The 21919-nt window shown below is 46.9% G+C and carries 25 protein-coding genes and 2 pseudogenes; 14 read left to right on the top strand and 13 right to left on the bottom strand.

The window, feature by feature from the left end; genetic code table 11:
• Positions 1 to 8: 8 nt before the first annotated feature.
• Positions 9 to 1176: pseudogene (locus tag NGAR_RS04790) on the bottom strand (RNA-guided endonuclease InsQ/TnpB family protein).
• A gap of 164 nt (positions 1177 to 1340) precedes the next feature.
• Here NGAR_RS04790 and NGAR_RS04795 point away from each other — a divergent pair.
• From NGAR_RS04795 to NGAR_RS04810, 4 genes are all read left to right on the top strand, one after another.
• The gene (locus tag NGAR_RS04795; RefSeq protein WP_015018533.1) at positions 1341 to 1880 is read left to right on the top strand and encodes a hypothetical protein; all 540 of its coding nucleotides are present in this window, start codon (positions 1341 to 1343) and stop codon (positions 1878 to 1880) included.
• Between the two features lie 31 nt (positions 1881 to 1911).
• Complete coding sequence (locus NGAR_RS04800) at positions 1912 to 2331, top strand: cyclophilin-like fold protein (protein WP_015018534.1); 420 nt, start codon at positions 1912 to 1914, stop codon at positions 2329 to 2331.
• 63 nt (positions 2332 to 2394) lie between these two features.
• Positions 2395 to 3345 carry a ComEC/Rec2 family competence protein gene (locus tag NGAR_RS04805; protein ID WP_228369297.1) on the top strand — a complete coding sequence of 317 codons (951 nt, stop codon included), beginning with the start codon at positions 2395 to 2397 and terminating at the stop codon, positions 3343 to 3345.
• Entirely contained in the window at positions 3321 to 3566 is a 246-nt protein-coding gene (locus NGAR_RS04810) for a DUF3006 domain-containing protein (RefSeq protein WP_015018536.1), read from the top strand. The genes NGAR_RS04805 and NGAR_RS04810 overlap by 25 nt, the downstream gene beginning before the upstream one ends.
• Here the strand turns inward: NGAR_RS04810 and NGAR_RS04815 are convergent.
• Positions 3558 to 4388 carry an LbetaH domain-containing protein gene (locus tag NGAR_RS04815; protein ID WP_187147664.1) on the bottom strand — a complete coding sequence of 277 codons (831 nt, stop codon included), beginning with the start codon at positions 4386 to 4388 and terminating at the stop codon, positions 3558 to 3560. The two genes, NGAR_RS04810 and NGAR_RS04815, sit on opposite strands and share 9 nt — an antisense overlap.
• Positions 4389 to 4675: 287 nt before the next feature.
• Between NGAR_RS04815 and NGAR_RS04820 the strand changes: the two genes are divergently transcribed.
• The 3 genes from NGAR_RS04820 (at position 4676) to NGAR_RS04830 (ending at position 7539) form a co-directional block, all read left to right on the top strand.
• Positions 4676 to 5929, top strand: a complete 1254-nt coding sequence (locus NGAR_RS04820; RefSeq protein WP_015018538.1) for a S8 family peptidase — start codon at positions 4676 to 4678, stop codon at positions 5927 to 5929.
• A gap of 117 nt (positions 5930 to 6046) precedes the next feature.
• Positions 6047 to 6436, top strand: coding sequence for a response regulator (locus NGAR_RS04825; protein ID WP_015018539.1), 390 nt, complete (start codon positions 6047 to 6049; stop codon positions 6434 to 6436).
• Positions 6437 to 6636: 200 nt separating this feature from the next.
• A complete protein-coding gene (locus NGAR_RS04830) occupies positions 6637 to 7539 on the top strand; it encodes a transcription initiation factor IIB (RefSeq protein ID WP_148681003.1) in 903 nt (300 codons plus the stop codon).
• Positions 7540 to 7778: 239 nt separating this feature from the next.
• On the opposite strand, the gene NGAR_RS04835 is transcribed toward NGAR_RS04830, so the two are convergent.
• From NGAR_RS04835 to NGAR_RS04850, 4 genes are all read right to left on the bottom strand, one after another.
• Positions 7779 to 8294, bottom strand: coding sequence for a sialidase family protein (locus tag NGAR_RS04835; RefSeq protein WP_148681004.1), 516 nt, complete (start codon positions 8292 to 8294; stop codon positions 7779 to 7781).
• Between the two features lie 203 nt (positions 8295 to 8497).
• Positions 8498 to 9118 carry a hypothetical protein gene (locus NGAR_RS04840; RefSeq protein WP_148681005.1) on the bottom strand — a complete coding sequence of 207 codons (621 nt, stop codon included), beginning with the start codon at positions 9116 to 9118 and terminating at the stop codon, positions 8498 to 8500.
• Positions 9119 to 10336, bottom strand: a complete 1218-nt coding sequence (locus NGAR_RS04845) for a hypothetical protein (RefSeq protein WP_015017779.1) — start codon at positions 10334 to 10336, stop codon at positions 9119 to 9121.
• 71 nt (positions 10337 to 10407) lie between these two features.
• Positions 10408 to 10983 carry a hypothetical protein gene (locus NGAR_RS04850; protein ID WP_187147666.1) on the bottom strand — a complete coding sequence of 192 codons (576 nt, stop codon included), beginning with the start codon at positions 10981 to 10983 and terminating at the stop codon, positions 10408 to 10410.
• Between the two features lie 328 nt (positions 10984 to 11311).
• Here NGAR_RS04850 and NGAR_RS04855 point away from each other — a divergent pair, with 328 nt between their 5' ends.
• Positions 11312 to 12745, top strand: a complete 1434-nt coding sequence (locus tag NGAR_RS04855) for a cation-efflux pump (RefSeq protein ID WP_015018544.1) — start codon at positions 11312 to 11314, stop codon at positions 12743 to 12745.
• Here the strand turns inward: NGAR_RS04855 and NGAR_RS04860 are convergent.
• Positions 12742 to 13152, bottom strand: coding sequence for a response regulator transcription factor (locus NGAR_RS04860; protein ID WP_015018545.1), 411 nt, complete (start codon positions 13150 to 13152; stop codon positions 12742 to 12744). The genes NGAR_RS04855 and NGAR_RS04860 overlap by 4 nt on opposite strands.
• A gap of 216 nt (positions 13153 to 13368) precedes the next feature.
• Between NGAR_RS04860 and NGAR_RS04865 the strand changes: the two genes are divergently transcribed.
• The 3 genes from NGAR_RS04865 (at position 13369) to NGAR_RS04875 (ending at position 15706) form a co-directional block, all read left to right on the top strand.
• A complete protein-coding gene (locus tag NGAR_RS04865; RefSeq protein ID WP_015018546.1) occupies positions 13369 to 14244 on the top strand; it encodes an NAD(P)H-hydrate dehydratase in 876 nt (291 codons plus the stop codon).
• Between the two features lie 111 nt (positions 14245 to 14355).
• Entirely contained in the window at positions 14356 to 14703 is a 348-nt protein-coding gene (locus NGAR_RS04870) for a methionine--tRNA ligase (RefSeq protein ID WP_015018547.1), read from the top strand.
• 493 nt (positions 14704 to 15196) lie between these two features.
• On the top strand, positions 15197 to 15706 hold the full coding sequence (locus tag NGAR_RS04875; RefSeq protein ID WP_015018549.1) for a hypothetical protein: 510 nt from the start codon (positions 15197 to 15199) through the stop codon (positions 15704 to 15706).
• A 199-nt stretch (positions 15707 to 15905) separates the two neighbouring features.
• Here the strand turns inward: NGAR_RS04875 and NGAR_RS04880 are convergent, their stop codons facing one another.
• A complete protein-coding gene (locus NGAR_RS04880; protein ID WP_148681007.1) occupies positions 15906 to 16661 on the bottom strand; it encodes a DUF1259 domain-containing protein in 756 nt (251 codons plus the stop codon).
• A 202-nt stretch (positions 16662 to 16863) separates the two neighbouring features.
• Positions 16864 to 17307: pseudogene (locus NGAR_RS19290) on the bottom strand (universal stress protein); the annotation flags it as partial.
• 480 nt (positions 17308 to 17787) lie between these two features.
• Here NGAR_RS19290 and NGAR_RS04895 point away from each other — a divergent pair.
• Positions 17788 to 17982, top strand: coding sequence for a hypothetical protein (locus NGAR_RS04895; protein ID WP_015018555.1), 195 nt, complete (start codon positions 17788 to 17790; stop codon positions 17980 to 17982).
• A gap of 47 nt (positions 17983 to 18029) precedes the next feature.
• Complete coding sequence (locus NGAR_RS04900; RefSeq protein WP_015018556.1) at positions 18030 to 18407, top strand: hypothetical protein; 378 nt, start codon at positions 18030 to 18032, stop codon at positions 18405 to 18407.
• A gap of 16 nt (positions 18408 to 18423) precedes the next feature.
• Here the strand turns inward: NGAR_RS04900 and NGAR_RS04905 are convergent, their stop codons facing one another.
• Genes NGAR_RS04905 through NGAR_RS04915 form a run of 3 tightly spaced genes read right to left on the bottom strand, consistent with a single transcriptional unit; the run spans position 18424 to position 20552 of the window.
• Positions 18424 to 18900 carry a hypothetical protein gene (locus tag NGAR_RS04905; protein ID WP_015018557.1) on the bottom strand — a complete coding sequence of 159 codons (477 nt, stop codon included), beginning with the start codon at positions 18898 to 18900 and terminating at the stop codon, positions 18424 to 18426.
• Between the two features lie 54 nt (positions 18901 to 18954).
• The gene (locus tag NGAR_RS04910) at positions 18955 to 19677 is read right to left on the bottom strand and encodes a PAC2 family protein (RefSeq protein WP_015018558.1); all 723 of its coding nucleotides are present in this window, start codon (positions 19675 to 19677) and stop codon (positions 18955 to 18957) included.
• A complete protein-coding gene (locus NGAR_RS04915; protein ID WP_015018559.1) occupies positions 19674 to 20552 on the bottom strand; it encodes an NAD(P)-dependent oxidoreductase in 879 nt (292 codons plus the stop codon). Before NGAR_RS04915 ends, NGAR_RS04910 begins: the two co-directional genes overlap by 4 nt.
• A gap of 105 nt (positions 20553 to 20657) precedes the next feature.
• Here NGAR_RS04915 and NGAR_RS04920 point away from each other — a divergent pair, with 105 nt between their 5' ends.
• Positions 20658 to 21599, top strand: a complete 942-nt coding sequence (locus tag NGAR_RS04920) for an SPL family radical SAM protein (RefSeq protein ID WP_015018560.1) — start codon at positions 20658 to 20660, stop codon at positions 21597 to 21599.
• Positions 21600 to 21634: 35 nt separating this feature from the next.
• Here the strand turns inward: NGAR_RS04920 and NGAR_RS17220 are convergent, their stop codons facing one another.
• Positions 21635 to 21772, bottom strand: a complete 138-nt coding sequence (locus NGAR_RS17220) for a hypothetical protein (protein ID WP_187147670.1) — start codon at positions 21770 to 21772, stop codon at positions 21635 to 21637.
• Between the last annotated feature and the right edge of the window lie 147 nt (positions 21773 to 21919).

Below are 21919 nucleotides of genomic sequence, written 5' to 3' on the forward strand. Positions count from 1 at the left end.
GTGAACTACTATCGGACTTGTCCGATAGCCTCTTCTTGTTCCTGCTTCAGCGACCGCTGTTGTACGATCTCTACAGGCGTGTAACTTCCCGGCGTTCCACCGGTAGTAGCGGAGCAGTAGTAATAGCAACAACAACGACAACATCATCAGCGATTCCCGCCCTCGCTTAAGGATGTTGATTGCAGCGTTGTAGTCCCTGTCAAGTACTGCTCTGCATTTTGGACATGAATGCGTTCTTACAGCCAATGACTTTGGTACGGTATGCCCACACCTTGAGCAGTCAACCGAGGAATATGCAGGCTCTACTTCAACAACGCGGTTGGCCTTGTACTGCAGCATATTTTTAAAAGTAGACCAGCTTGCGTCCAAGATTTTGCGTGCAAGCCGGTGGTTCTTGGTCATGTTCATTACCCGCAATTTCTCCAAGAATATGAGATCATAGCGGCTGCTGTAGTACATTGTTGATGTCTTGTGCAGGAAATCGTGGCGCTTATTATGGATGCGTTCGTACAATCTGGCAAGCATGTGTCTTGCTTTCTCCCGGTTGCTGCTGCCTGTCTGCCTTCTAGATACCCTCCTGTGAGCTTTTCTCAATGGCCTGAGCATCTTTGTGAGAAGCTGCGGATTGTCTTCAACGTGGTTGTCGGAGTCATGGCAGAACTTGGTAATTCCAACATCTATACCCACAGGCTTTCTATACTTGATTAAGGTTGAGTACATCCTGCGCAGTAGCTGGCATGCCGCAACTGCGTACCATTTTGAATTCTTCCTGCATATTGTAACCTGCTTGACGTTTACCGGCTTTCTATGGAGTACAATTCTTATGCTGCCTATCTTGGAGAGCGACAGCCTGTTGTTGTTCTCAAGTCTAAAGCCGGACTGGCTGTAGGTAAATGAGTTGAAATCATCATGTTTCCGGTATGACCGCCTGCCTTTGGCAGCCTTTCTAGCTGCTGCAACCTGCTTTGCTACCATCTGAAGCATCTTGGAATGGTAGTATTTGCGAAGCCATGGATGCTGCTCTTTTAATTCGGTCAAGGCATAGTTCATATCATATTCTGACATTGGCGGGATTGAAAGAAAGTAGTTGTATATCCACCTGCAGCCGTCAAGGGTTTGATCTAACACGAGCTCTTGCTCTTTCGTTGGATATAGGCGGAACTTGTAGTTGAGCATATGATTGATGATGGTACATATCTGTTTCGTAAGTGCTACTTAAAAAATATGATGGCGATTCATCCACTGGACTTGTGTCCGGTGGTCTTCTCACCATGTTACTATAAATAAAAATACTTGCTCCTGACAAGCTTTAAAGATATGAAATGTTTAACGCTAGCTGATTGGGAAACCTTCGTCGCAGCAGAGGTTACAGCTATGAACATACGCTTGTACAGAGGCTGAACAATGGGGTTTGGCACGCCCGGCGCCTTGGAGGCTCAAGCACTGGTCTGCCCGACATTGTCGCAGTCAACAATACCAGCGGCATACTATTGATCATTGAAGCCAAGTCAGGGACAAGCGACATACTTTATGTGCCGCAGGATCAGATAGAGCGCTGCCTGATCGTCCGCAACATGTTTAGCATCTACCCAAAGAGGCACATCATACTTGCATTCAAGTTCATGAGCAAAAAGAGGTTCCGGCGAAAAAATAAAACTGTTTATGAAAGCCGCAAGCTGCTAGAGTACTATAAGGTTGCAGACATTGTCGCGGACATGAAGGTTCTCCCGATAATAAAGTGCACATACGACGGCAGGATGTATGCGATACACAAGGACAAGACCGTGGCTCTGGGCTTGCCTGACTATTCTATGCCGTTTCAAAAAAGTGTGCAACAGGTCGCCAAAGTGGCAGCAGCCACGGCAGAAGGAACAACATAGAAAAACCTCCACTCACATTTTATCTGTAAGGATGAGAAAGGCGGTATCGCTAGAGTTCTCGGAACTGCATGAAAAGGTCATAATAGAGCTTGACGATTCGCAGTCGCCAAAAACTGTCAGGGCCATAATTAACAATCTGCCCATAAAGGTGACGGTAAATAGGTGGGGCGACGAGCTTTATACAGACGAGACACCTGTTAAAGCAGGAGAGGAGAATGCCAAATCAGTGGTGAGCTTGCTGGATGTCGCGTACTGGCCTGAAGGAAGTGCACTATGCTTTTTCTATGGTCTAACACCTATAAGCAAGCAGGGCAAGATACTACCCTACTCGCCTGTCAACATAATTGGCAGGATAATGTCCAAGCCAACAGCAAACATACAGGAATTTTTAAAATCCGTTGAAAAAACGCATGTTAGCAATAAAGTACCGGTGACACTAAGCCAGCTCTAGCTCCACAAGACATTATTACTTGTTTGCTGGATTGCAGGGCAATTGCAGCTATTGGTGGCTATATTGCTCGCAACAGCATTACTTCCGATACATGCCTTTGCTACTGAAGAAGATGGCGCATTGAAAATCGTGTTTATCGACGTGGGACAGGGTGATTCTACTCTAATCATACTTCCAAATGGAAAAACTCTGCTGATTGACGGAGGTGAACGTGATCAAGACAAAACAGTGCTGTCTGCACTGCAAGAACACAATGTCAGCAAGATAGATGTCATGGTGGCCACGCACCCGCACGCAGATCACATCGGTGGTCTGATTGGCGTCATTGACGCAATGGATGTTGGCCAAATAATAGATTCAGGTCAGGTTCACACCACACAGACCTTTCTAGACTTTGTAGAGACGATCGAGTCAAACCAGATACCGTTGGTTTCTGTCCATGAAGGAGATTCGATAGAGCTTGATCCTAACATCGATATTCGAGTCCTCAATCCACCAGCAACGCTGCCAGACAGAGCTTATAATGAAGAAGAGTTTAACAACAATTCCGTGGTAATCAAGCTTACATACGGCGAATTTACAGCGATATTCCCCGGTGACATTGAGCTAGAGACAGAATCAAGATTATCAAGTAAAGATATTGATGTCGACATATTGGTGGCTTCCCACCATGGAAGCAGGGGATCAAACACAGCGCAATACCTCGAAGCCGCGTCTCCTGAAGTTATCGTCATTTACGCGGGTGCTGACAACGATTACGGGCACCCGCACGACGAGTCGCTTGACAGAATAAATGCGGCAGGCGTGCAACACATATTCCGGACTGACATTGATGGAACAATAGTTCTCACGACCAACGGCAGCAGCGACTATACTCTGGAAACTGTGGAAAGCGGCAAGATAGTTGTCGTGCCGGAGTTTGAATATGCGCTTTTGATTACAAGCATCTCCTTAATTTCATTGATTGTGTTGATAAATAGTGGAAGGATATGGAAGTCGTCAAGGCCAGTCTAGACAGGTTCGAAGGCAACTATGCCGTCGTTTATTCCGATGATGGCAAAAAATTTGATGTGCCAAAAGATATGATAGGCGCAAAAGCAGGATCGAGGATTCGGCTGTACATAGAAGGCAGCAAAATCTTCAGAGTCGAGGTTGATAGCAAGGCAACTGATGAGGCACTTGACAAAGTCCGCAAGAAATATGGGCGCTTGAAAAGAGGGGATCACCTACTTTGAGACGATTGTACCGGCTTGTATCGCAGAGTTTGAAGGGATGTAACGACCAGGCAGTACTATCACGCCTGCTCCAATCATGCAATTTGTACCAATTACCGCGCCAAAGTGGTGCAGACCAGTGTCTATCAGCTGATCGCCAACCTTGTATTTCACGTTCTTGCTGTTCAATAGAACGTTAGTAGTCCCTACATATCCTCCCATCCAAGTGCCTTCTCCTATTATGCTGTCAAGAATGACATTGTGATGTGCTATCTTATTTTTGCCTGCCAGATATGACCTTCCTATTTCGCAGTTAAAGCCTATGCTTGATTCGCTGCCAACCATGCAGTTTCTAAGGAGGCTTCCGGTTCCCACCTTGCTGTTCTTTCCTATGTAGATCGGCCCCTTTATCTTGCAAAAGTCGTCGATAAAAGTGCCATCTTCTATTATGCATGGGCCGCTGATTATGGAAGACCTGCAGATGGTAGCGTTTGGTGATATCAATGTCGTCTTGACCTCTGACTCGAGTACCTTATTCATTATCCTCAAAAGGTCCCATGGGTACATCATCTGGTCGGCAACCAAATCGCCCATGCTGGACTCTACAATTATGGAGTTGAGCGGCAATTCGAGAAGATCGCCTGTGGCAGAGATAAACGCCTTATCTTTGTATTCGTCAACCCGCATTGAAGGGTAGCTAGCGGATATGACGTTGGCTACATGAGTATAGCCCTCCGGGAACAAAACGCCGTCGATGCTTTTGCGTGATGCAAGCTTGGCAATGTTATAAAGCACAAGCGGTTTGCCCATGACACTGAATGAGCAGGCATCTTGCGTTGTCATCTTACTCAGATGATGCGGCGCTTCCTTGAATACAATGATCAAGTCAAAAGAACCACACATTTGCCACGTTAAATAAAATGCATAACGATTCTACTAGAAAACAAGGCAGTTGCAGCTTGCACTGATTTCAAGCAGTGACAATTCGTCATTTTATATGCATAATCATGAGATAATAGGCAATTCATATGCTGAATGTTAAGAAATTGTCATTGTTTTGTCCAGAACTATTTAGAATATTGTTCTAGATAATTATTAAGATAGATTACACTATATGATCTTTAAGAAGAATGTACTATATTGCATTTTTCCTAATTACATTAATACTGCTTGCTCCTTCCTTTACTACGTATGTTTCGCAGAATGCTGCTGTAATCGTTTCTTTTGCAGATGGCAAGTATAACCCCGCCATAGTTGTTACGGCTGGAGGTAGAATATTTGAAGAATTCAAAAACATGGGAATGCTTTATGCAATTGTTTCACAGCGTGCTTTAACCAGTCTAGAACAGAACCCTGCGATAGAGTTTGTAGAGAGTGATGGGCGGTTTGAGATTGCCGAAGAAGCAAGCACATCTGAATATGCTGAATCGTGGGCTCTGAAGGACATCAGCGCAGAGCCGGCGCATTTGTCAAACTATACTGGCAGGGGTGTCAAGATAGCAGTCCTTGACACTGGCATAGACTACAACCACCCAGAGCTTGCTCCAAACTACAAGGGGGGATATGATTTTATCAACAACGACAATGACCCAATGGATGACAATGGGCATGGCACGCATGTTGCAGGCATACTTGCTGCTGCAAGGGACGGCAGGGGGATTGTTGGAGTCGCGCCAGACGCCGAGATCTATGCAATAAAGGTGTCAGATGAAAGAGGCAAGGGCTCATTCAGCGGCCTTGTCAAAGGGATCGGCTGGTCAATAGAAAACGGCATAGACATTGTTACAATGAGCATCACTGGCAATAGTGGCAGCAAGGCTCTGGCAAAAGCAGTAGAATCTGCTTACAACGAGTATGGGCTAGTGCTTGTCGCGGCTGTTGGCAATGGAAATGGAAACGTATTATACCCTGCAGCCTATGAGCAGGTGATTGGTGTCGGTTCGGTAACAGAGGACAACGAGCTGTCATCGTTCTCGATGACTGGAAGCGAAGTGGAGCTTGTCGCCCCCGGCTCCAGAATCAAGTCTGCCGCCATTGGTGGAGGGTATCGGCTATCGAGCGGCACATCTATGGCCACGCCGTTTGTCACCGGTGCCATAGCTCTGCTATTTGGAAGCGATGAAAAGGCATGGGGCAATACAGGTATGGTGGATGGCGATGGCGCATGGACAAACGACGAGATAAGAAACGTACTGAGGTATACTGCAAAAGATCTGGGTGACAAGGGCAAGGACGACTTGTTTGGGTATGGCCTGCTCAACCTTGATTTCCTACGTGGTCAGCCAAGCATCATCACTCCTTCAGTACCAGAGACCGAAGACAAGCCCATTGTGCTGAAACTTGCATGGTTCACATTCAAGGTAAGTTTGCAACCCGCAACTTAGGCAACAAGAATCTCCCAGAGCATCTTTTACTGCTATAAAACCAAGTTAGCATTAGGGTCAGACAGAGTGCCTACAATTACAAAAGATCGTTATATAGGATGACAGACACTTTGTATCGTGGGGTTAAGGCAGCAGGACAAGGTCCAGACTATAATGCTGATAGAAGACGAGGAAGACATCCTGCTGGTTTATCGGGACTTTCTTGAAAGGAGGGGATATAGAATCGAGGTTAGCGCGCCCACTGCTAACGAGATACTGCGTGACTATGAAGCATATCAGCCAGACCTCGTCCTTCTGGACTATAGGCTGCCTGGGTACATGAATGGGCTTCAAGCTGCTGAAAAAATTCTGCAAAAAGACCCAATGGCAAGAATACTGATAGTCACGGCCTATGAAGACGCAAAAAAAGAGCTTGCAGAAAACAAGTTTTTTAATGGCAAAAAGATCTCAATCTTGATAAAACCAGTCCAACTGGGGCAACTTGCCCGGTTAATAGCAAGGCTATAGCTGAAACCTTGCTTGGATAAATTGCCAAATTCATGCAGTACACAAATGCCAGAATGGTCAGGAATATATTGATAAATTTATAGTAGTTTTGCTAATAGATACAATTCCAAGCCGTCATGGCGTTATATCAAAAATATTTCCAGATCAGCATTATTTATTAGGTTGAATTACGATAGTAATGTTACCTCATTCTAGAAAAAATGCAAACGGCAATATTGTGTAGTATATGTAAATCCGATCAGACGGTCACAGATCCCGAGTCCGGCGAAATCATTTGCAGGAATTGCGGACTAGTGCTGTCAGACAAAGCACAAGAAAGCCGCCCTGAATGGCGAGCTTTTACAGGCGAAGAAGCAAACGACAGGAGCAGAACAGGGATACCAAGCTCTTTGGCCCGCCACGACATGGGTCTGTCTACGGTAATCGGTAGAACAGACAAGGACGCCAGCGGACGCGCAATTGATGTTGCGATGCGCTCGACGATGGGCAGGCTTAGGGCCTGGGACTTTCGTACACAGGCTCATTCGCCTACCGACAGGAACCTCCGTCAGGCATTCTCTGAGCTTGACAGGCTCAAGGACAAGCTTGGCGTTTCAGACGCGGTGATCGAAAAAACTGCATACATTTACAGAAAGGCTCAAGAGCGCGGCCTTGTCCGGGGAAGAACAATATCGGCCATGGTTGGCGCAGCACTTTACATAGCGTGCAGGGAAACCGGCGCGTCTAGGACGTTGAAAGATATTGCAGAAATTGGCAACATCAAGCGCAAGGATCTTGCGAGAATATACAGGCTCGTTGTGATGGAGCTCGATCTCAAGATCCCAATGATCGACCCGATGAAATGCATTGTCAGGGTGGCAAACAGAGCTAACCTGAGCGAGCGAACAAAGCGCGTTGCCATGAACATAATGAAGGGTGTCACCAAGAGCGGTATATCTGCTGGCAAGGACCCGATGGGGCTTGCGGCATCGGTGCTGTATCTTGCATGCCTTAACACCGGCGAAAGCAGGACTCAGACAGACATTGCGGAAGCAGCCGGCGTCACCGAAGTGACCGTCAGAAACAGATACAAGAATCTAAAAAGTCAGCTTGATTTGAATTAGGGACAGTTAACAGCGAATGTTAACTATCAAGGAAGCACGAATTGAGGCGCTAGATCGGTGTGCCTTTACCCATTTTAATTCGATTTGAGATTTAAAGTTTTGAAAAAGCACCTTTTTACTATTGTTGAACTACTACTATTATCGGCTTTGTTTAATAACAACCCAATTTGACTAAGGCTTCGACAACTGTGAATGACATCAAAGCCTAGTCTGTAACAATTCTTCTGGCAATTTTGCTTTCAGTTAGAAGTAAAGTCCATACTGCGGGTGCTTTCTAAAATAATTGCATGACCAAAAGTCTTTCCGTTATCCTCACTAGCTCTAAAAAAGACCTCCCTTGTGCCAGTCGTATTATCCCACCATGTTACATAGACATTTTCATCCAATGCAACTACCTGTGCATTCTCTGAACGCCCTGTATTGTTGCTTAGATTTAATGGCTGCTCAAATGTCCTCCCATTATCAGTGCTTCTTGCAAAGAATATCTCCCAATTTTCTGTCTTGTTATCCCACCATACGACATAGACATTGTTCCCAGATGCAGCGATTGGAGCCAAAAGTAACGGAAGACAGCATGTTATTGTCATATTAGCATCATCTTCTATTGTGATAGCACTTGAATTCGTTATCTTGCCATCGTTGAGAAAGGTCGAATTGCCCTGTGGAAGCAAAGAAGAACTATTAGTAGTGCCATCAGCAGGGACAAAACCTGCAACCATAGGCATCAACGCAAGAAATGAAAGTACAGTTTCCAAAATCCTTATTATGTTATTAGGTCGCACTGTTCGTGTATTAAGTAACCAAATGTTATATGCATTTGTGCTTTTGTTCTTACTCTTACTGTCGCGTAGTCATACGATAAGTATATGGCTCTAATCAGTGATAGCACGATGTATCTATACTAGTATTATACAATGCCTTTCAGGCGTCGCCTGTTCATAGTTTTCGCTGGACTTTATCATATTGCTGTTCTCTTTTTTGACAGCTTACGATTCTTAAAATAGTCAAGTACGTATGTTGCCAGAGCTCCGCCGAATCCTGCTCCTACTAGACTTATGATAGCGCCATACGCACTCCAGAACTCCTTGATCTGCTCCTGAAAAGTTAATGGTTCAACCACAGATATTGTTAGATTCACTTCTTGTACAATATTTCCCTCTGCGGGTATTGAAAAATTGAAATTAGCAAGTTCGAGGAATTTAGACGGAAAGATCGAGCCTGTCGATATGTTTGTTATTACAGGCACAACATACTGACCAATCTGCGCATTTTCAGAAACTTTAATCTTAAATGGTGCCGGGCCATTAATTCTACTGCTATTATTTGATGAATCTTCATCATAGTGTATTTCTATGTTAGGATAGTTGTTGATGGGCAGATAATCGACGACCTTCGGAATAAATCCTGAAGCAGACTCCAATTGAACGCCAATGTTCTTCTGTTCTCCTTGTCGCAATACCACCGGATTTGGTAGGGTAGATAAACTAAATTTTTCCGGGGGGATATCAATCCAGCTCGTAAGGTCTATGATCATGTTTGAATAGTTGTAAACCACTATGGCATAATCAGTACCTGGCAATTAGCCACCATCAATTATAACTGACCTGCTGTTTTTGATCTGTACCGAGTACACCGCGCCGTATTTCTGCTCCAGTCCCAGCCGCAGAAAAAGCAGCATATGAAAGTACGTAAATTCTGCATCGTATCTTCTCCCGTACCTTCCGCGCGTCGCCTTGCTGAGGTACTGCCACTTGATGTACACCCACTCATTCTGTATAACAAGCGATGCCAGAACATAGAGGAAGCGCAGTGCTGGACTCCTGGATGACGTCCTGGCCCTGCTCTTTCCCATCGCCCTGTATGACGATTCTATGCCAAATCTCCTCCGGTACTCGTCAAACATCCGCCCTACCGGGATATTGACAAGGCCTGCGGCATAGTACATGTACTGGACGCCGCGTTTCTTCCTGTACCTTTTCTTCCGGTATTTGGCAACGGCATACAGCCTGAATGTGCATTTCTCGCCGGTGGCAGAATCTGTCATTTCGCAGTCCGGTACGACGAAACTATCCCTTCTTTTCCGGGTCAGTCTGGATAACGTGCCGCCTTTCCTGCCTCTTGGAAAAGCGGCTATGATGTACGGGATACGCATGGAATTGAGGTAGCTCATTACAGCTGCTGTAAAGAACCCCTTGTCAAGGAACAGGCATTTTATCACGATGCTCGCCTTCTGTACCTCTGCAAGCAGGTACCTGACTACTCCAACCAGTGCTTCCCCCTCCCGGATGTACCTGGTGGCCAAGGTGAACCTCCTTCCATGGAGCATCACGTAGGCGCTGGCGTACGTGAAAAAGTGGGTCGTGCCGCTCCTGGCCCTGCCGCGTCTGACATCCCCCTCATTCTCAGGCTCGCCGTGGTAGGGAACGTCTGTCATGTCGATGGCTATGTCGACAGCTCGATTGTGCAGGGTCTCCGCCACCCTTTTCTGCAGCAGCCTGTTGGCGGCCGACTGAATCCACGAAATGTCAATCTTGGACACGTGGTACTGGACATCCCTCCTGGACGGGGTGCTGGCCAGAGTACAGCAGGCTTGTGTTATGGATGTCCCACCGGTACAGGCATAGACCACAGAATTTGCTATATCGACTACTGAATACCGCCTTTTTCTGAAATCGGCTGGCCTGAAGACTGGCAGCAGTACGTTTACTGCATTACCAAGTACTCTCTCATGTGTCAAAAAATGTTTGTCGGTAGGTTCTTGGGTAAATGTACCGCACTGGATTGGCAGGGTTCTCACAAACCATGCGTCTCTGGTGGCAGCTTTAGCTGTTGCCAGGGACGCCCTTCAACAATCGACTAAAAAGCTGCTCACAAACTCGTTATTGCCAAGTACTGATAATACATTATCTTGAATCCATCGGGAAAACCTATATCATCCAAATCAAGTGATAGCATCGCATACGGTACATCAGTGACAAGAGATGATGTGTGGTTCCTTCCTATATCTAAGACTCTAAGATGACCAAGCGAAGAGTATTCTACAAATACCTTATTCCAATTTTCAGTTTCATTATGCCACTGGATTTCCATTTGGTAATCTACCCCTTCCTTCCCAGTTTGCAAATTTGAATCGACATCAATTAGCATTCCATAGACTGCGGCATCGATTCCATTTAGAGAGGAACTATTTCCGACGTTGGCACCTAACCAAAGCGTTGCATTTAAGTTCATTCCGTTACTCAAGTAAGTGATCCTCTGTATATCAGTAGAATTGTCTAAAGCATCACCATATTCATCTCTTGTCTGCACAAGTTTAACTCCGTTTACATTAACACCATCACGGATATCATCGCCAATTTCCTGTCGAGGGAAAGGTGGTGAAAATCCAAGTACTTCGTACCGAATTGGGTGCTCGTGCCAATATGATATTGTTATTAGTGTCACTGACAGCGACAACAAGGCGTATCTGCCCAGTTGCTTAAACCAGTACATTTTCTAGTATTCTCACACGCAATAGGTAATAACATTTTATTGGAGATACATAGTTCCATCAAAACTCTACAAGTTCGAATGTCCGAAAAGCGGGCTTCTATGATAGTCAGGATGATGCCTTTTTCATTCTGGCCAGACGGAGGATTTTGTCAGCAGTGGTACAACTACCGACTTTGAATTAGATCCGCCACTTATTTTTGAAATTAGCTTGTTATAATTTTGGTAGCTAGTGGAAACACAAATGCCTAAATAACAATTTTTACTTTGTATCTTGTTAACAGTGGCAGAGCGGTTAAAGACAGCCGATGCTGGAGCCATCAAGAGAAATGCCTTACGACTGTCGCTTGTCGCCATCACGTCTGTCTTTGTGTTCGAGTTTACCGCTGGCATTTTCACTAACAGCCTTGCTCTAATAACAGACAGCACCCACGCCTTGCTTGACGCGGTGGTGACTGCAATCCTGATAATCGCCACCACACTTGCACTCAAGCCAAGAGACATCGACCATACTTATGGCCATGGCAAGATCGAAACCATAGGCGGGTTTATAGGCGGCACCGCACTATTTGTGGTCGCGATATTTTTCATCTATGAGGCCACCGTCAGGATATCTCTTGCGGGACCAGTCCCATTGGTCAACCCAGGCATGATAGGCTTTGCTGCAGTAATTTACACTCTGGCAGTAGACGGCTTTAGGATAATAGTGCTTGGGAGGGCAATGAAAAAGACTGCCGCCGGCACGACTGCCTTGAATGCCGATTTTTACCATGCATTTGCCGACCTTGCTTCAACCAGCGTCGCATTTGCAGGACTGTGGCTCGTCACTGCCGGCTTTGGGCATGGCGATTCTGTCGCAGCAATGATACTTGGAAGCTTTCTTGCATATCTTAGCAGCAGGTTTGCGTATCAGAATGCGATGGAGCTCACAGACGTAATATCGCCCAAGCTGGTTGCAAAGGTAAGGCAGGCTGCAAACGACACCGAAGGCGTGCTGGGGAGTGACGACATCAAGATGCGCCGCGTAGGAAAGGAGATTTTTGTCGAAGCCACCATCACGCTACCGGCTGAAATAAGTTTTGAAAACGCACACGATATCAGCGCACATGTGGAAAGCAATATCGCCAAGAGCCTGGCAGGCTCGGGTCTTAATGTCAGGCCAAGGAACATCACCGTGCATTTCGAGCCGACGACAGGCAACAACGCCGACCTGCCGCCTGAATCTATGATCGAAAAGGCGGCGAGCGGGGTAAGCGGGGTAAAGGGCGTGCACAACATCCTCGTGTCAAAGATCGGCAAAACCGATTCTATGGATGTCTCGCTCCACATACAGGTCAATCGTTCTGCGACGCTCACCGAGGCCCACTCGATAGCCAACGCGGTCGAAGACTCGATAAGGGGCCGGCTGAAGGGGGCAGAGACTATTACCGTGCACTTGGAGCCTCTGATGCCAGAGATAGGCGGCATCGAGCCCGTAGCAGATGTCAAAATGCAGGACTCGATAAGGGAAATAATCCTTGGCGCGAGCGACGTCAAAAAGGTCGATAGGGTCGCAACCTACAGGGCCGCCGGAAACGTCCTGAAAATAGACGTGGCCTGCGCTTTCAATAGCGATATGACAATAGAGCAGATCCATGAGCGTGTTTCAGATATCGAGAAGCAGATACGAGCAAAGTATCCCGGGTCGATAGTGACGATACACGCCGAGCCCAACTAGACGGCGGCCAGAATTGCATTCAATTTTTCTATCAGTTCAGGAATCCTTATCGGCTTTTTGATAAAGTCCTTCACCTTTATTGAGGGCATGACCTTGGAAAATTCATCCTCGTTTATTTCAAAGGCGGTGATAAACGCGATTGGTATCGATGGGTGCTTTTCTCTTATTCTCCGGTACAGCTCAAAGCCGTTCATCCCGGGCATCCTAATGTCAGTCAGTATGAGATCGTAATAATCTGGAGCATGACTTGCAAAAGCCTGCAGAGCTGCCTCGCCGCTATTGAATGTCTCTGCCGCGAAATTCCCCTTTGTCTCAAGACCTGATTTTAGAATCGCAAGAATGTCTTTTTCATCATCAACAATCATAATACGCGGCGGCGAATTCTGGTGCCGCCCACCACTTGTCATTCTATGATAAAATATGTCATGAACTATTTAACAGGATCGTAAGATCGTTCCACCCTGCATCCTGCGACATGTATGTGTGAGCACGATCAGCTTGTTGTTTTTGTGCTAACATCTTTCTACCTACATCGGATATTTTGCACATAGCATATCAGGTCCTGCCTCACAAGGCATTGGGAAAGTTTATTCGCCCATGTACAAGTACTAAAGCAAGTATATTTGCCAGCGGCAATTGCAGTTACACCGAAACTCGTCCGGCAGTTGATGCCTCCCCGGTCGATTCTATCGAGAAAAGGCGACAACGGGATAGTGCTTGTAGCCGGCGGAAGCAGGTTCTATCACGGCGCGCCAGTGCTTGCGTCGATGGCTGCTCTGCGTTCTGGAGCCGATCTGGTCTATACGGCAGTCCCGCGCTCGATAATCACCGCTGTCAGATCGTTTTCCCCTGCAATAATCGCACTTCCACTCCCAGATGACAAGCTCACCGTGGGCTCGGCAAACAGGCTTGTTGCCATGCTGCCAAAACGCACAGATGCAGCCGCCATAGGCATGGGGATGAGCATAGAGCCAGAAGCAATAGTCGCGCTTATCAAAAAACTGAAAGAAGCTGGGACAAAGATCCTGCTTGACGCTTCGGCACTAATCCCTATGGTGCTGGGCGAGATTTCAAACACAGGCAGCATTGTTACGCCGCATGCAGGCGAGTACAGGCGGCTTTTTGGCTGCGACTCTGGAACGACCAAGGATGAAATGACTTCAAATGTGCGCAGGCAGGCAAAAGAGTACGGCGTCACAGTAGCATTGAAGGGTTGGCTCAACGTCATTTCAGACGGCGACAAAGTTGCGACAATAAGGAGGTCGACGCCGGCAATGACTGTGGGCGGGACGGGCGACGTGCTGTCTGGCTTGGCGGCGGGGCTACTTGCCAAGGGCATGAAACCGTTTGACGCGGCGATTGCAGCAGTGTATCTCAACGGCGTCGCAGGCAGCATTGCCTTCAAGCGGTCGGGTCTGCACATCGTCGCTACCGACCTTCTTGACAGCCTACCGGCAGCAATGAAGCCGTTCGATAGGATCAAGCAAGAAAGACCGTAGGGATTTTTTCCGTATTCTTGTACACAGTCAGTAAAATCATCACCGGCGCTTCAAACGGATTGACGTAACCAATTTTAATGGCACGCCCTCCCTTGGACTGTGTGTATATGTATGAGTGAGTCAGCGTCAGAACAGTTTATCACGTTTGAAGAGTTTTCAAAGGTGCACCTGAAGATAGGCAAGGTGATCCATGCGGAGAGCATGCAGGGGATGAAGAAGGTCTTCAAGGCGACGATCGACCTTGGAAGCGAGCAGAGGGAGCTTGCGGTCGGGGGCGCACTGCACTACAAGCCGGAGGAGTTTGTCGGCAGGATGGTCGTGGTATGCACAAACCTTGAGCCAAAAAAGATAGGCAGCATCATCTCAAGGGGCATGCTCCTGGCGGCTGATGGGCCGGAAGGCAAGCCAGTCTTTTTGACAATAACAGAGGATGCACCGCTGGGCGCGACAATACACTGACTGGTGTGTGTTTCCAGTGGAGCATATCGAGATACATATGTGCACGCGTTTTAGTCCAGAAAAAATTATTCCATCCTTAGCTTATCGCAAAGCTATGGCTAGTTAACATTAGATGACAGTGGTCATTTGTATTATCAAAGATTTAGTTCTAGGTTGAATTTGTGTAACCTAAAGCACAAAAGTATCTATGTTCCAAGAATGATTGAATATTGAAATGGTAATATGGTCGCCCATTCCATCTGCTCCAGAATTGCGGTGCCGCATCTGTGGGATAAAGAAGGAAAAATTCGATGTCCAAAAAGATGAGCTGACCTTTGATGGTTTTAGCAATGTAAAAGGGACATGGTATTGCGATAACGGGCACCTCAATAGCGAAGGCATTGACCAGTAGCCAAAGGCTTAAAAGCAATCATCAATTGTGTGCAATAAGGCTCGCAGGACTTGCAGATAGGGAAGAAATAGTATTTGTGTTGCGCAGCAGGAGAGATCCAAGATGATCTCGGGCGAAAAGCTGTTGATCTATCTTGGAGTCGTGCTCATGCTGCATGGTACTTACATTATTCTTTATGATGCCACTGCTCAATCATTAAACCCGTTAACAACCATGGGATGTTTTTTCTCGGCAACAGGGCTGATAATAGCATACGTGGGACTCAAGGGACGAGATAAGGTAGCAGAAAAACTAGGGTTTGCTATGCCTGAACTTGTCGAGAAACATCCTCTAGCCTATCATGCCGCCTTGGCTGAAAGCAACGTACAGAATCAGAAAAATTCCAGCGGAAACAAGGCTATTGGGTTCATACTCATTTCCGTAGGAACGTTTATGGTTACACTTACAGGTCTGTTCCCTCTTTCCCTGAATCTGTTATCCAGCTGTTGCGGCTGGCCCGATCCTAGCGCCATCTTCAGCTTTTTGTTATTACTTTTGGTATCCCCGCTGTCCACGTTTGGGATTATTTGTCTGTCATTTGGAATAACCTTCCGCCGCATTGCACACCGCTAATTAGAGAATGATAATATTGCTTAGCCAAAGGCTCAATGGAATAGTATTTTATTGCATTTGTGGTATGTGCTGGAATGAATAACGTACTGGCACTGGCTTTTGGCAAAAAAGATTTGGGAGGGAAAACCATGCTTCTCTGTGTATTTTTTCCTCCCGTTGTTGTCAGATTGCCGAATCTGGGGTCTTGGCTGGACGGAAGTCAAGACGATAAGGTCTGGTTTGATTCTCCTCTCATTTCCGATCTGGTCGTTTCTCCGGCAGTAGTAGTCCGTTGCCGAGCGGCCATGCCGTCAAGGATTGACTTTGCCTCGCTGGTAAGGGTATCGATGTCAGATACTCCTACAGCATGTACGAACATCATTTTTGGCGACTCCATTGTGACATGGTTGTGCACCGCGACTACATTCCAAGTAGAGTTTGATAGAATTCTCATTAACGATGGAATCTGATCTTCCGGCCCGCCGATTTCTGCAAATCCGTAAACTATACCTTGGCCTGCTGCACTAGTTGTTGCATTGCCCTCCTGCCGCTGACTTGTTCCAGTTGTTGTTGTCGTAGTCTGGTTGCTTGTGGCACCATCTTCGGTGCTATTGCCAGTGCCGCTGGTGTTTGTACCCGAAACTGGTGTGAACTCGAATATCGGGTTAATTACGAGCAGATTGCTAATGTTTGCTCCTGTTGCATTGTCGGTTACTTCCAATCCTCTCATTGGGACTGCAACGTCACATACGTCAGTGGGGTTTGGAAGTACCACTCCACCCAGCTGGGATGCTATGTTTTCACAGTCAATCATTCCTCCGCTAGCGTTTCCAGTTGACGCTGTAGGTGTGTTGTTGGCCCTTTCTGATGTTGTTGTCTGTGCCGCAATTGGACTAAATGTTCCAAAGGTCGCCAGTACTGCTAAGGCTATTGCTGCGGGTACCAATAACCATACTGATTTCTTTAGAATGTTCATCGAGCACTACGATTATGCAATGTTCTTAATCATTATGAGACCATATTAGAGCTGTAACGTATTGATCGAAAATATGATAAATTATCTCAAAGGTACTCTTGCACATTTTTTGAATAACCATGCTTATGATACATTATTATTACCAGTTTGAAAAATAATGAAAAGCTGCATCTAGACTGGTGGCAGTGACTTTATTCATGTATTAGCAGAACGGGCTTTTTCTCGTGTTGTCTAGCACACGTCTTGAAGTGCTTCCCAGAATGCGCACCGGTGAAACTATCTTGCTGCTGCCCATCACTATCAAATCATATCTGTTCTCTTCAGACGCCTTGATTATTTCCTCAGCGGGCTTGCCTGCCCTGATTTCATAAGATACCACCATCATCTTATAGTCTTCTCCTTTTTCCAGTATGTCCCTGCAAGCCTGAACCCTCTATTCAAGCATTTGTTTCACGCCTTCTTCTATCGTATCCCTTATCCTGTTTTTTGCCTCCTCCCGCGTTGTCGCCGTGGTGTCATCACTACCGCCCTTGCCTAAGAATGCCAATGCAAAACTTGGAAGTACTAGCTCTGTTTCAATAACGTTCATGAGCGTCAATTGAGCCCCTAATGCTTTTGCAATATATACGGCATGTCCCAATGCCCTATCTGAAGTCTCGAGCCATCATGGGGCACCAATATCTCGCGGTATCCCACTACCGACTTTGACACTTCTTGCGTCTGCGTTCTCTCTGTGTCTCAGCTTAACCGATATAGAATTTAATGCTGGCTGCGAGTTATTTCAGAATAACAATCTGTCAAAATACTTTAGATTATTCATGGATAGCTATCTGAAAGCATCTTTGCCTTTCTAGCTTCATAATCAAATTATATGCATATTAGCAAAGCATGCGTTTGCAAGCTTGACAACTGACGAGCACCGATGAATTTCTTCAGACAATTTCCCTGAAAGTAATGGAAGAGAATATTGGGTTTGGCAGAGCTAGAATAGATAAAGAAGTTATGAAAAGGCTTGGTGTCGTTGAAGGTGATATTAATTCGATTAAGAGCAAAGCGGGTGATATACGCAAGATGCCTTCCTCTCTCGCGCGGGTGATGAACATCTCAAGTCAAAACTGTGATCCGAATGGATAGCATGATCAGAAACAATCTGGGTGTTATCATAGGAGATACAATTCTGGTAAGCAAAGCTACAGGCAGACTGGCAGAAAGTGCTATAATTAGACCTGTAGAAGCAATATCGCCGATTGATGAGCGGTATATAGCTGATGCTTTAGAAGGAATACCTATCACAGAAGGCGATAATGTTCTAGTTCCATAATACAATCAAAGACTGAGAGATACTCTGATGACAATACGGCAGCAATAGTGACAGCCCAAACTGAATTCAGTCTCATAGAGAAGGAAGCACAAATCTATTTGCAGACAAGTGAATTCCTGCAAAAGGAGAGTGGGGATACTATTGTCCTAGGTTCCAAATTCTCGCTTTACTGCGATGACATCATGGAATCTGACGAATTTCAAAACAAGCTATCACGAAAGGCGGGAGATAAGCAAAAAACAGATCACGATAGATTATCAGAAGTTTTACAAAGTATAATGAAATATCAAAGGAGATTGCAAAGAAAGCAGAAGCAGGTGTTAGAGCTGCCGATTAAGGAAAAAGAAATGCATCCTGATGCAGTTATAAAAATACTCAAGGATGCAAAGTTTGAGATATTACGGAAATGCGCAGGGATTGAATAAAAGCTCAGTGCTAATATTATTGCGCGCGGCCGGTATTCGCGTAGGCCACCGGTTCGCTCAGATATGTTCTTCTAAAGTACCTTACAATAGTCATTGTACCAAGGGCAACCATCATGGTTCCTACTATTACGGTAGCAAATAGATAGTCTACCATTCCAGAAACATTGGACAGCAGTGTTGCTAAAGAACTAGTGCCATCATTGGTGGCAGTATTTGCTATGCTGTTGAGCAAAAGCCTGAAGGATTGATGGCTGTAATATACATAGAAAGCGCCTATAATGATCATTATAAAACCAACAATGCCCGAACCCCTTCTTATTGTCAAAGCAAAAGCGGTGAAAATGAGAACCAGTGATAATATGCCGCCAATCAACGCGTTTCTATAATCTTCACCATGTGACAGGTATGGCAGTCCGATTACAAAAAAGATGGCTGCAAGGATTGCAAGTATAAATGCAAATCTTGTTGTCGGTTGTTTCTTGGCAAGCATCATCAAGTATGTGGCTGGCTTGACTATTATAGTCTGCTTGATGGCGGTGGATGGTATCTAGCCTATGCCAGGCCCGAATTTCGACGACCCTTTCGTTTTCTGGATCTCTTCAAGAATCGACTCGTACTGCCTGTCAAGCGGCTTGGTGTCTATCGGTATGTCCTCCAGCTTCGAAAAAGCCGAGATTATGGTCTTTGCGGCAAGCGGCTGGGGAACGGTCGTCTCCGCTATCTCACCAAACAGCCCGATCGCGTCGATGCCCCTTTCTGCTGCAAGCCCGAGGATCAGGCCATTGAACCAAGTTATGCTCGTTATCTCGTTTCCGACAAAATCGATGCCTGCCTTTGCAAGAACCCTCTTTAGCTCCGGCCTGTTCACCACCCCACAGACCCGGGGCGCGCCTGTTACCTGCTCGCGCAGGTAGCCGCCGGCGCCGTAGAGCCTTGTTACCTTGCCTCCTATCGACTGGACATAGTCAAGGAGCATGTTGCAGAGCCTGTGGAGCTCGGCAGGGTCCTGCGGCTGCGACTCGCCGGTGAATATCAGCAGCTTGTGACGCTTGTCATAGAATATCTTGTAAGCGTCGCTTGCGCTTTTCACCACGCCGTCAGTATATGAAACCCACGGCTTGTCGCTTGATGTTATCTCTGCTACCTGCTCTGCCTTTAGGTGCTGTGACAGGAACGACGAGACCAGCCCGCCGACCCTGCCCATGTCCGGGAGCGAGGCAAACACCATGAACTCGTCTGCCTTGATGTCCTTTAGCTTATCAAGCTTCATTTCTCCATCCCGTTTATCTTTGCCAGAAACGCGCAGATAGAAGTGTAGTCCTGCTCGGAAAAGCCGCTGTTGTTTGCCGCCCTAAAGATCTGCTGCGCAAGCGCAGTCTGGGGGAGCGTGATGCCGGCGGCCTGCGCGGTGCCGGTGGCAAGCTCCAAGTCCTTTAGCATATTCTTGAGGTGGAATGAAGGGGTAAAGTCGTTCTTTACCATCTTGGGTCCCTTCTTTTCAGAAAGGCCAGTCTTGAAGTAGGTCGAGTTCAGTATCTGGACAAATATCGCCGGGTCAATGCCGGAACCCTTGGCAAGTGTTATCCCCTCTGACACAGCGCTTGCAATCAGCGCGATGTTCAGGTTGAGCGCCAGCTTGATAGCGTTAGCAGACCCGTCCCTTTCGCCAATGTAAAAGGTCTTGCCCAACTTTTCAATAACCGTCTTGGCTTTTTCAAACGCCTGTCTGCGGCCTGCTACCATCGGCACGAGATCGCCTGCCTCCGCGGCCGCCGGCCCTCCCATAACAGGCATGCCAAGCATCTCTATCCCTGCCCTGCGCAGCTCTCTGGCACAGTGCTCAGACTGCATGGGCGAGATCGTGCTTGCGTCTGCTACTATCAGATCGCGGTTGGTCGATTCAATCACGCCGCCCTTGCCAAGGAGAACGTCTTTGACAGCATCAAAGTCGGTAACGACGGTTATGACAAGATCGCAATTGTCCGCAAGCTCTTTTGGGCTGGACGCTATACTGGCGCTTTTTGAAAAGCGCCTTGCCTTTTCGCTTGAGCGGTTGTACACCGACATCAAGTGACCTGTGCTGGCCAGACGGGTCGCAATACCAGAACCCATCAGCCCGAGACCCACCACTCCTACTTTCATCATAGGTGCTCCCAATGCAGGCGACAATAAAAAACTATACTTTGGAAGGCACCCCCTCCCCTGCCGGTGCTCCCTGCTTTATTAGGCATGCCACTGACATGCGTCAACATGTCAGATCTTTGGTACAGCGGAGCGGCTACGCTTGAAGAAAAAAAGAGCAAGTCTATTATCCACCCATTTACGGTGAAGAGCTACAACGGCCTTGCAATAAACCCGTACCAGGGCTGCGGCCACCGCTGCGCCTACTGCTACGCCACGTATGAATGGTCGCCCGAGTTTTACGACAAGATCTACGCCAAGAGCAACGCCTCAGAGGTGCTTGATAGGCAGCTTGCAGAGTGGAAGTCAGACACAATAGAGCCGGTAATGGTGGCCTCTGCAACCGACGCATACCAGCCGGCAGAGCTCCGCTACGGGCTTACAAGAAGGTGCGTGAAGGTACTCCAGAAATACAACGTGCCCTACATTGTATTTACAAAGTCTGTGATAATCGAGCGCGACTTGGAGCTCCACCGGCAGTACAGGGACAACTGCTTTATCATTTGGTCGATCACCACCTGCAATGAAAAGATAAGGCGGGTGGTCGAGCCCGGGACTCCACCTGCAAGCAAGATGTTTCAGGTCATGAAAAAGTTCACCGATGCCGGGGTATGCTGCGGGGTCTACGTTGACCCCATAATCCCGCTTGTCACGGACAGCGACGAGGATCTTGAGGCAGTGGTCAGGAGCTGCAAAGAGGCCGGCCTGCGCTACGTCTTTGGTGCGCTGATGCGCCTTAGGACGGATATCTGGGAGCGCATGAAGCTCGTCCTGCGGCTGCTTGAAATCCCTGATGGTATCGAAAAGTACAAGCAGATATACAATTTTGAAGAGCCGCTTGATGCCAACTATGTCGCGGCCAACAGGCGGTATGCGGAAAAGATCATTGGCAGCCTAGAGGATAGAATCAAGAGCTACGGGATGGAGTGTGGATTTCCAGATTATATGGGCCCGCGCAGGATAGACAGGTCGCACCTTGGCCAGACCACGCTGCACAGCTACCTAGTGTAAACTAGAAAAATGCCCGTACGTATATCTGCATCTGTTCATCTGCGCCTGTAGGCTGCGAAAAATATCGCTTCGCAGTCGCAGTGCCCGTCTATCCTTACCTGCCTCCCGCACCTTGGGCAAATTGTAAGCGGTGCAGGAGATTCTTCCGCCTCCAAAAAGATGGCAGCAGACATATGTCATAATTAATGGCGGTACATATTAATAAGAATTTAGCACATTTCAGAAATACTATGGTAATTTTAGTTACATTTTCATTTTTCAAAGAGCTTGTTATGAATATCGACATTGATATTGTAATTTTTGCAAGCATTAGAACCATT

This window comes from Candidatus Nitrososphaera gargensis Ga9.2 (assembly GCF_000303155.1).
In the GTDB taxonomy this organism is placed as follows: Archaea; Thermoproteota; Nitrososphaeria; order Nitrososphaerales; family Nitrososphaeraceae; genus Nitrososphaera; species Nitrososphaera gargensis.

Bases quoted from the DNA above. Each gene is read 5' to 3' on its own strand.
- NGAR_RS04800 (WP_015018534.1), top strand. From the start codon at position 1,912: ATGAGAAAGGCGGTATCGCTAGAGTTCTCGGAACTGCATGAAAAGGTC.
- NGAR_RS04810 (WP_015018536.1), top strand. From the start codon at position 3,321: ATGGAAGTCGTCAAGGCCAGTCTAGACAGGTTCGAAGGCAACTATGCC.
- NGAR_RS04815 (WP_187147664.1), bottom strand. From the start codon at position 4,388: ATGACAACGCAAGATGCCTGCTCATTCAGTGTCATGGGCAAACCGCTT.
- NGAR_RS04820 (WP_015018538.1), top strand. From the start codon at position 4,676: ATGTACTATATTGCATTTTTCCTAATTACATTAATACTGCTTGCTCCT.
- NGAR_RS04830 (WP_148681003.1), top strand. From the start codon at position 6,637: ATGCAAACGGCAATATTGTGTAGTATATGTAAATCCGATCAGACGGTC.
- NGAR_RS04860 (WP_015018545.1), bottom strand. From the start codon at position 13,152: ATGACAAGTGGTGGGCGGCACCAGAATTCGCCGCCGCGTATTATGATT.
- NGAR_RS04870 (WP_015018547.1), top strand. From the start codon at position 14,356: ATGAGTGAGTCAGCGTCAGAACAGTTTATCACGTTTGAAGAGTTTTCA.
- NGAR_RS04875 (WP_015018549.1), top strand. From the start codon at position 15,197: ATGATCTCGGGCGAAAAGCTGTTGATCTATCTTGGAGTCGTGCTCATG.
- NGAR_RS04880 (WP_148681007.1), bottom strand. From the start codon at position 16,661: ATGAACATTCTAAAGAAATCAGTATGGTTATTGGTACCCGCAGCAATA.
- NGAR_RS04895 (WP_015018555.1), top strand. From the start codon at position 17,788: ATGGATAGCATGATCAGAAACAATCTGGGTGTTATCATAGGAGATACA.
- NGAR_RS04905 (WP_015018557.1), bottom strand. From the start codon at position 18,900: ATGATGCTTGCCAAGAAACAACCGACAACAAGATTTGCATTTATACTT.
- NGAR_RS04910 (WP_015018558.1), bottom strand. From the start codon at position 19,677: ATGAAGCTTGATAAGCTAAAGGACATCAAGGCAGACGAGTTCATGGTG.
- NGAR_RS04915 (WP_015018559.1), bottom strand. From the start codon at position 20,552: ATGATGAAAGTAGGAGTGGTGGGTCTCGGGCTGATGGGTTCTGGTATT.
- NGAR_RS04920 (WP_015018560.1), top strand. From the start codon at position 20,658: ATGTCAGATCTTTGGTACAGCGGAGCGGCTACGCTTGAAGAAAAAAAG.
- NGAR_RS17220 (WP_187147670.1), bottom strand. From the start codon at position 21,772: ATGTCTGCTGCCATCTTTTTGGAGGCGGAAGAATCTCCTGCACCGCTT.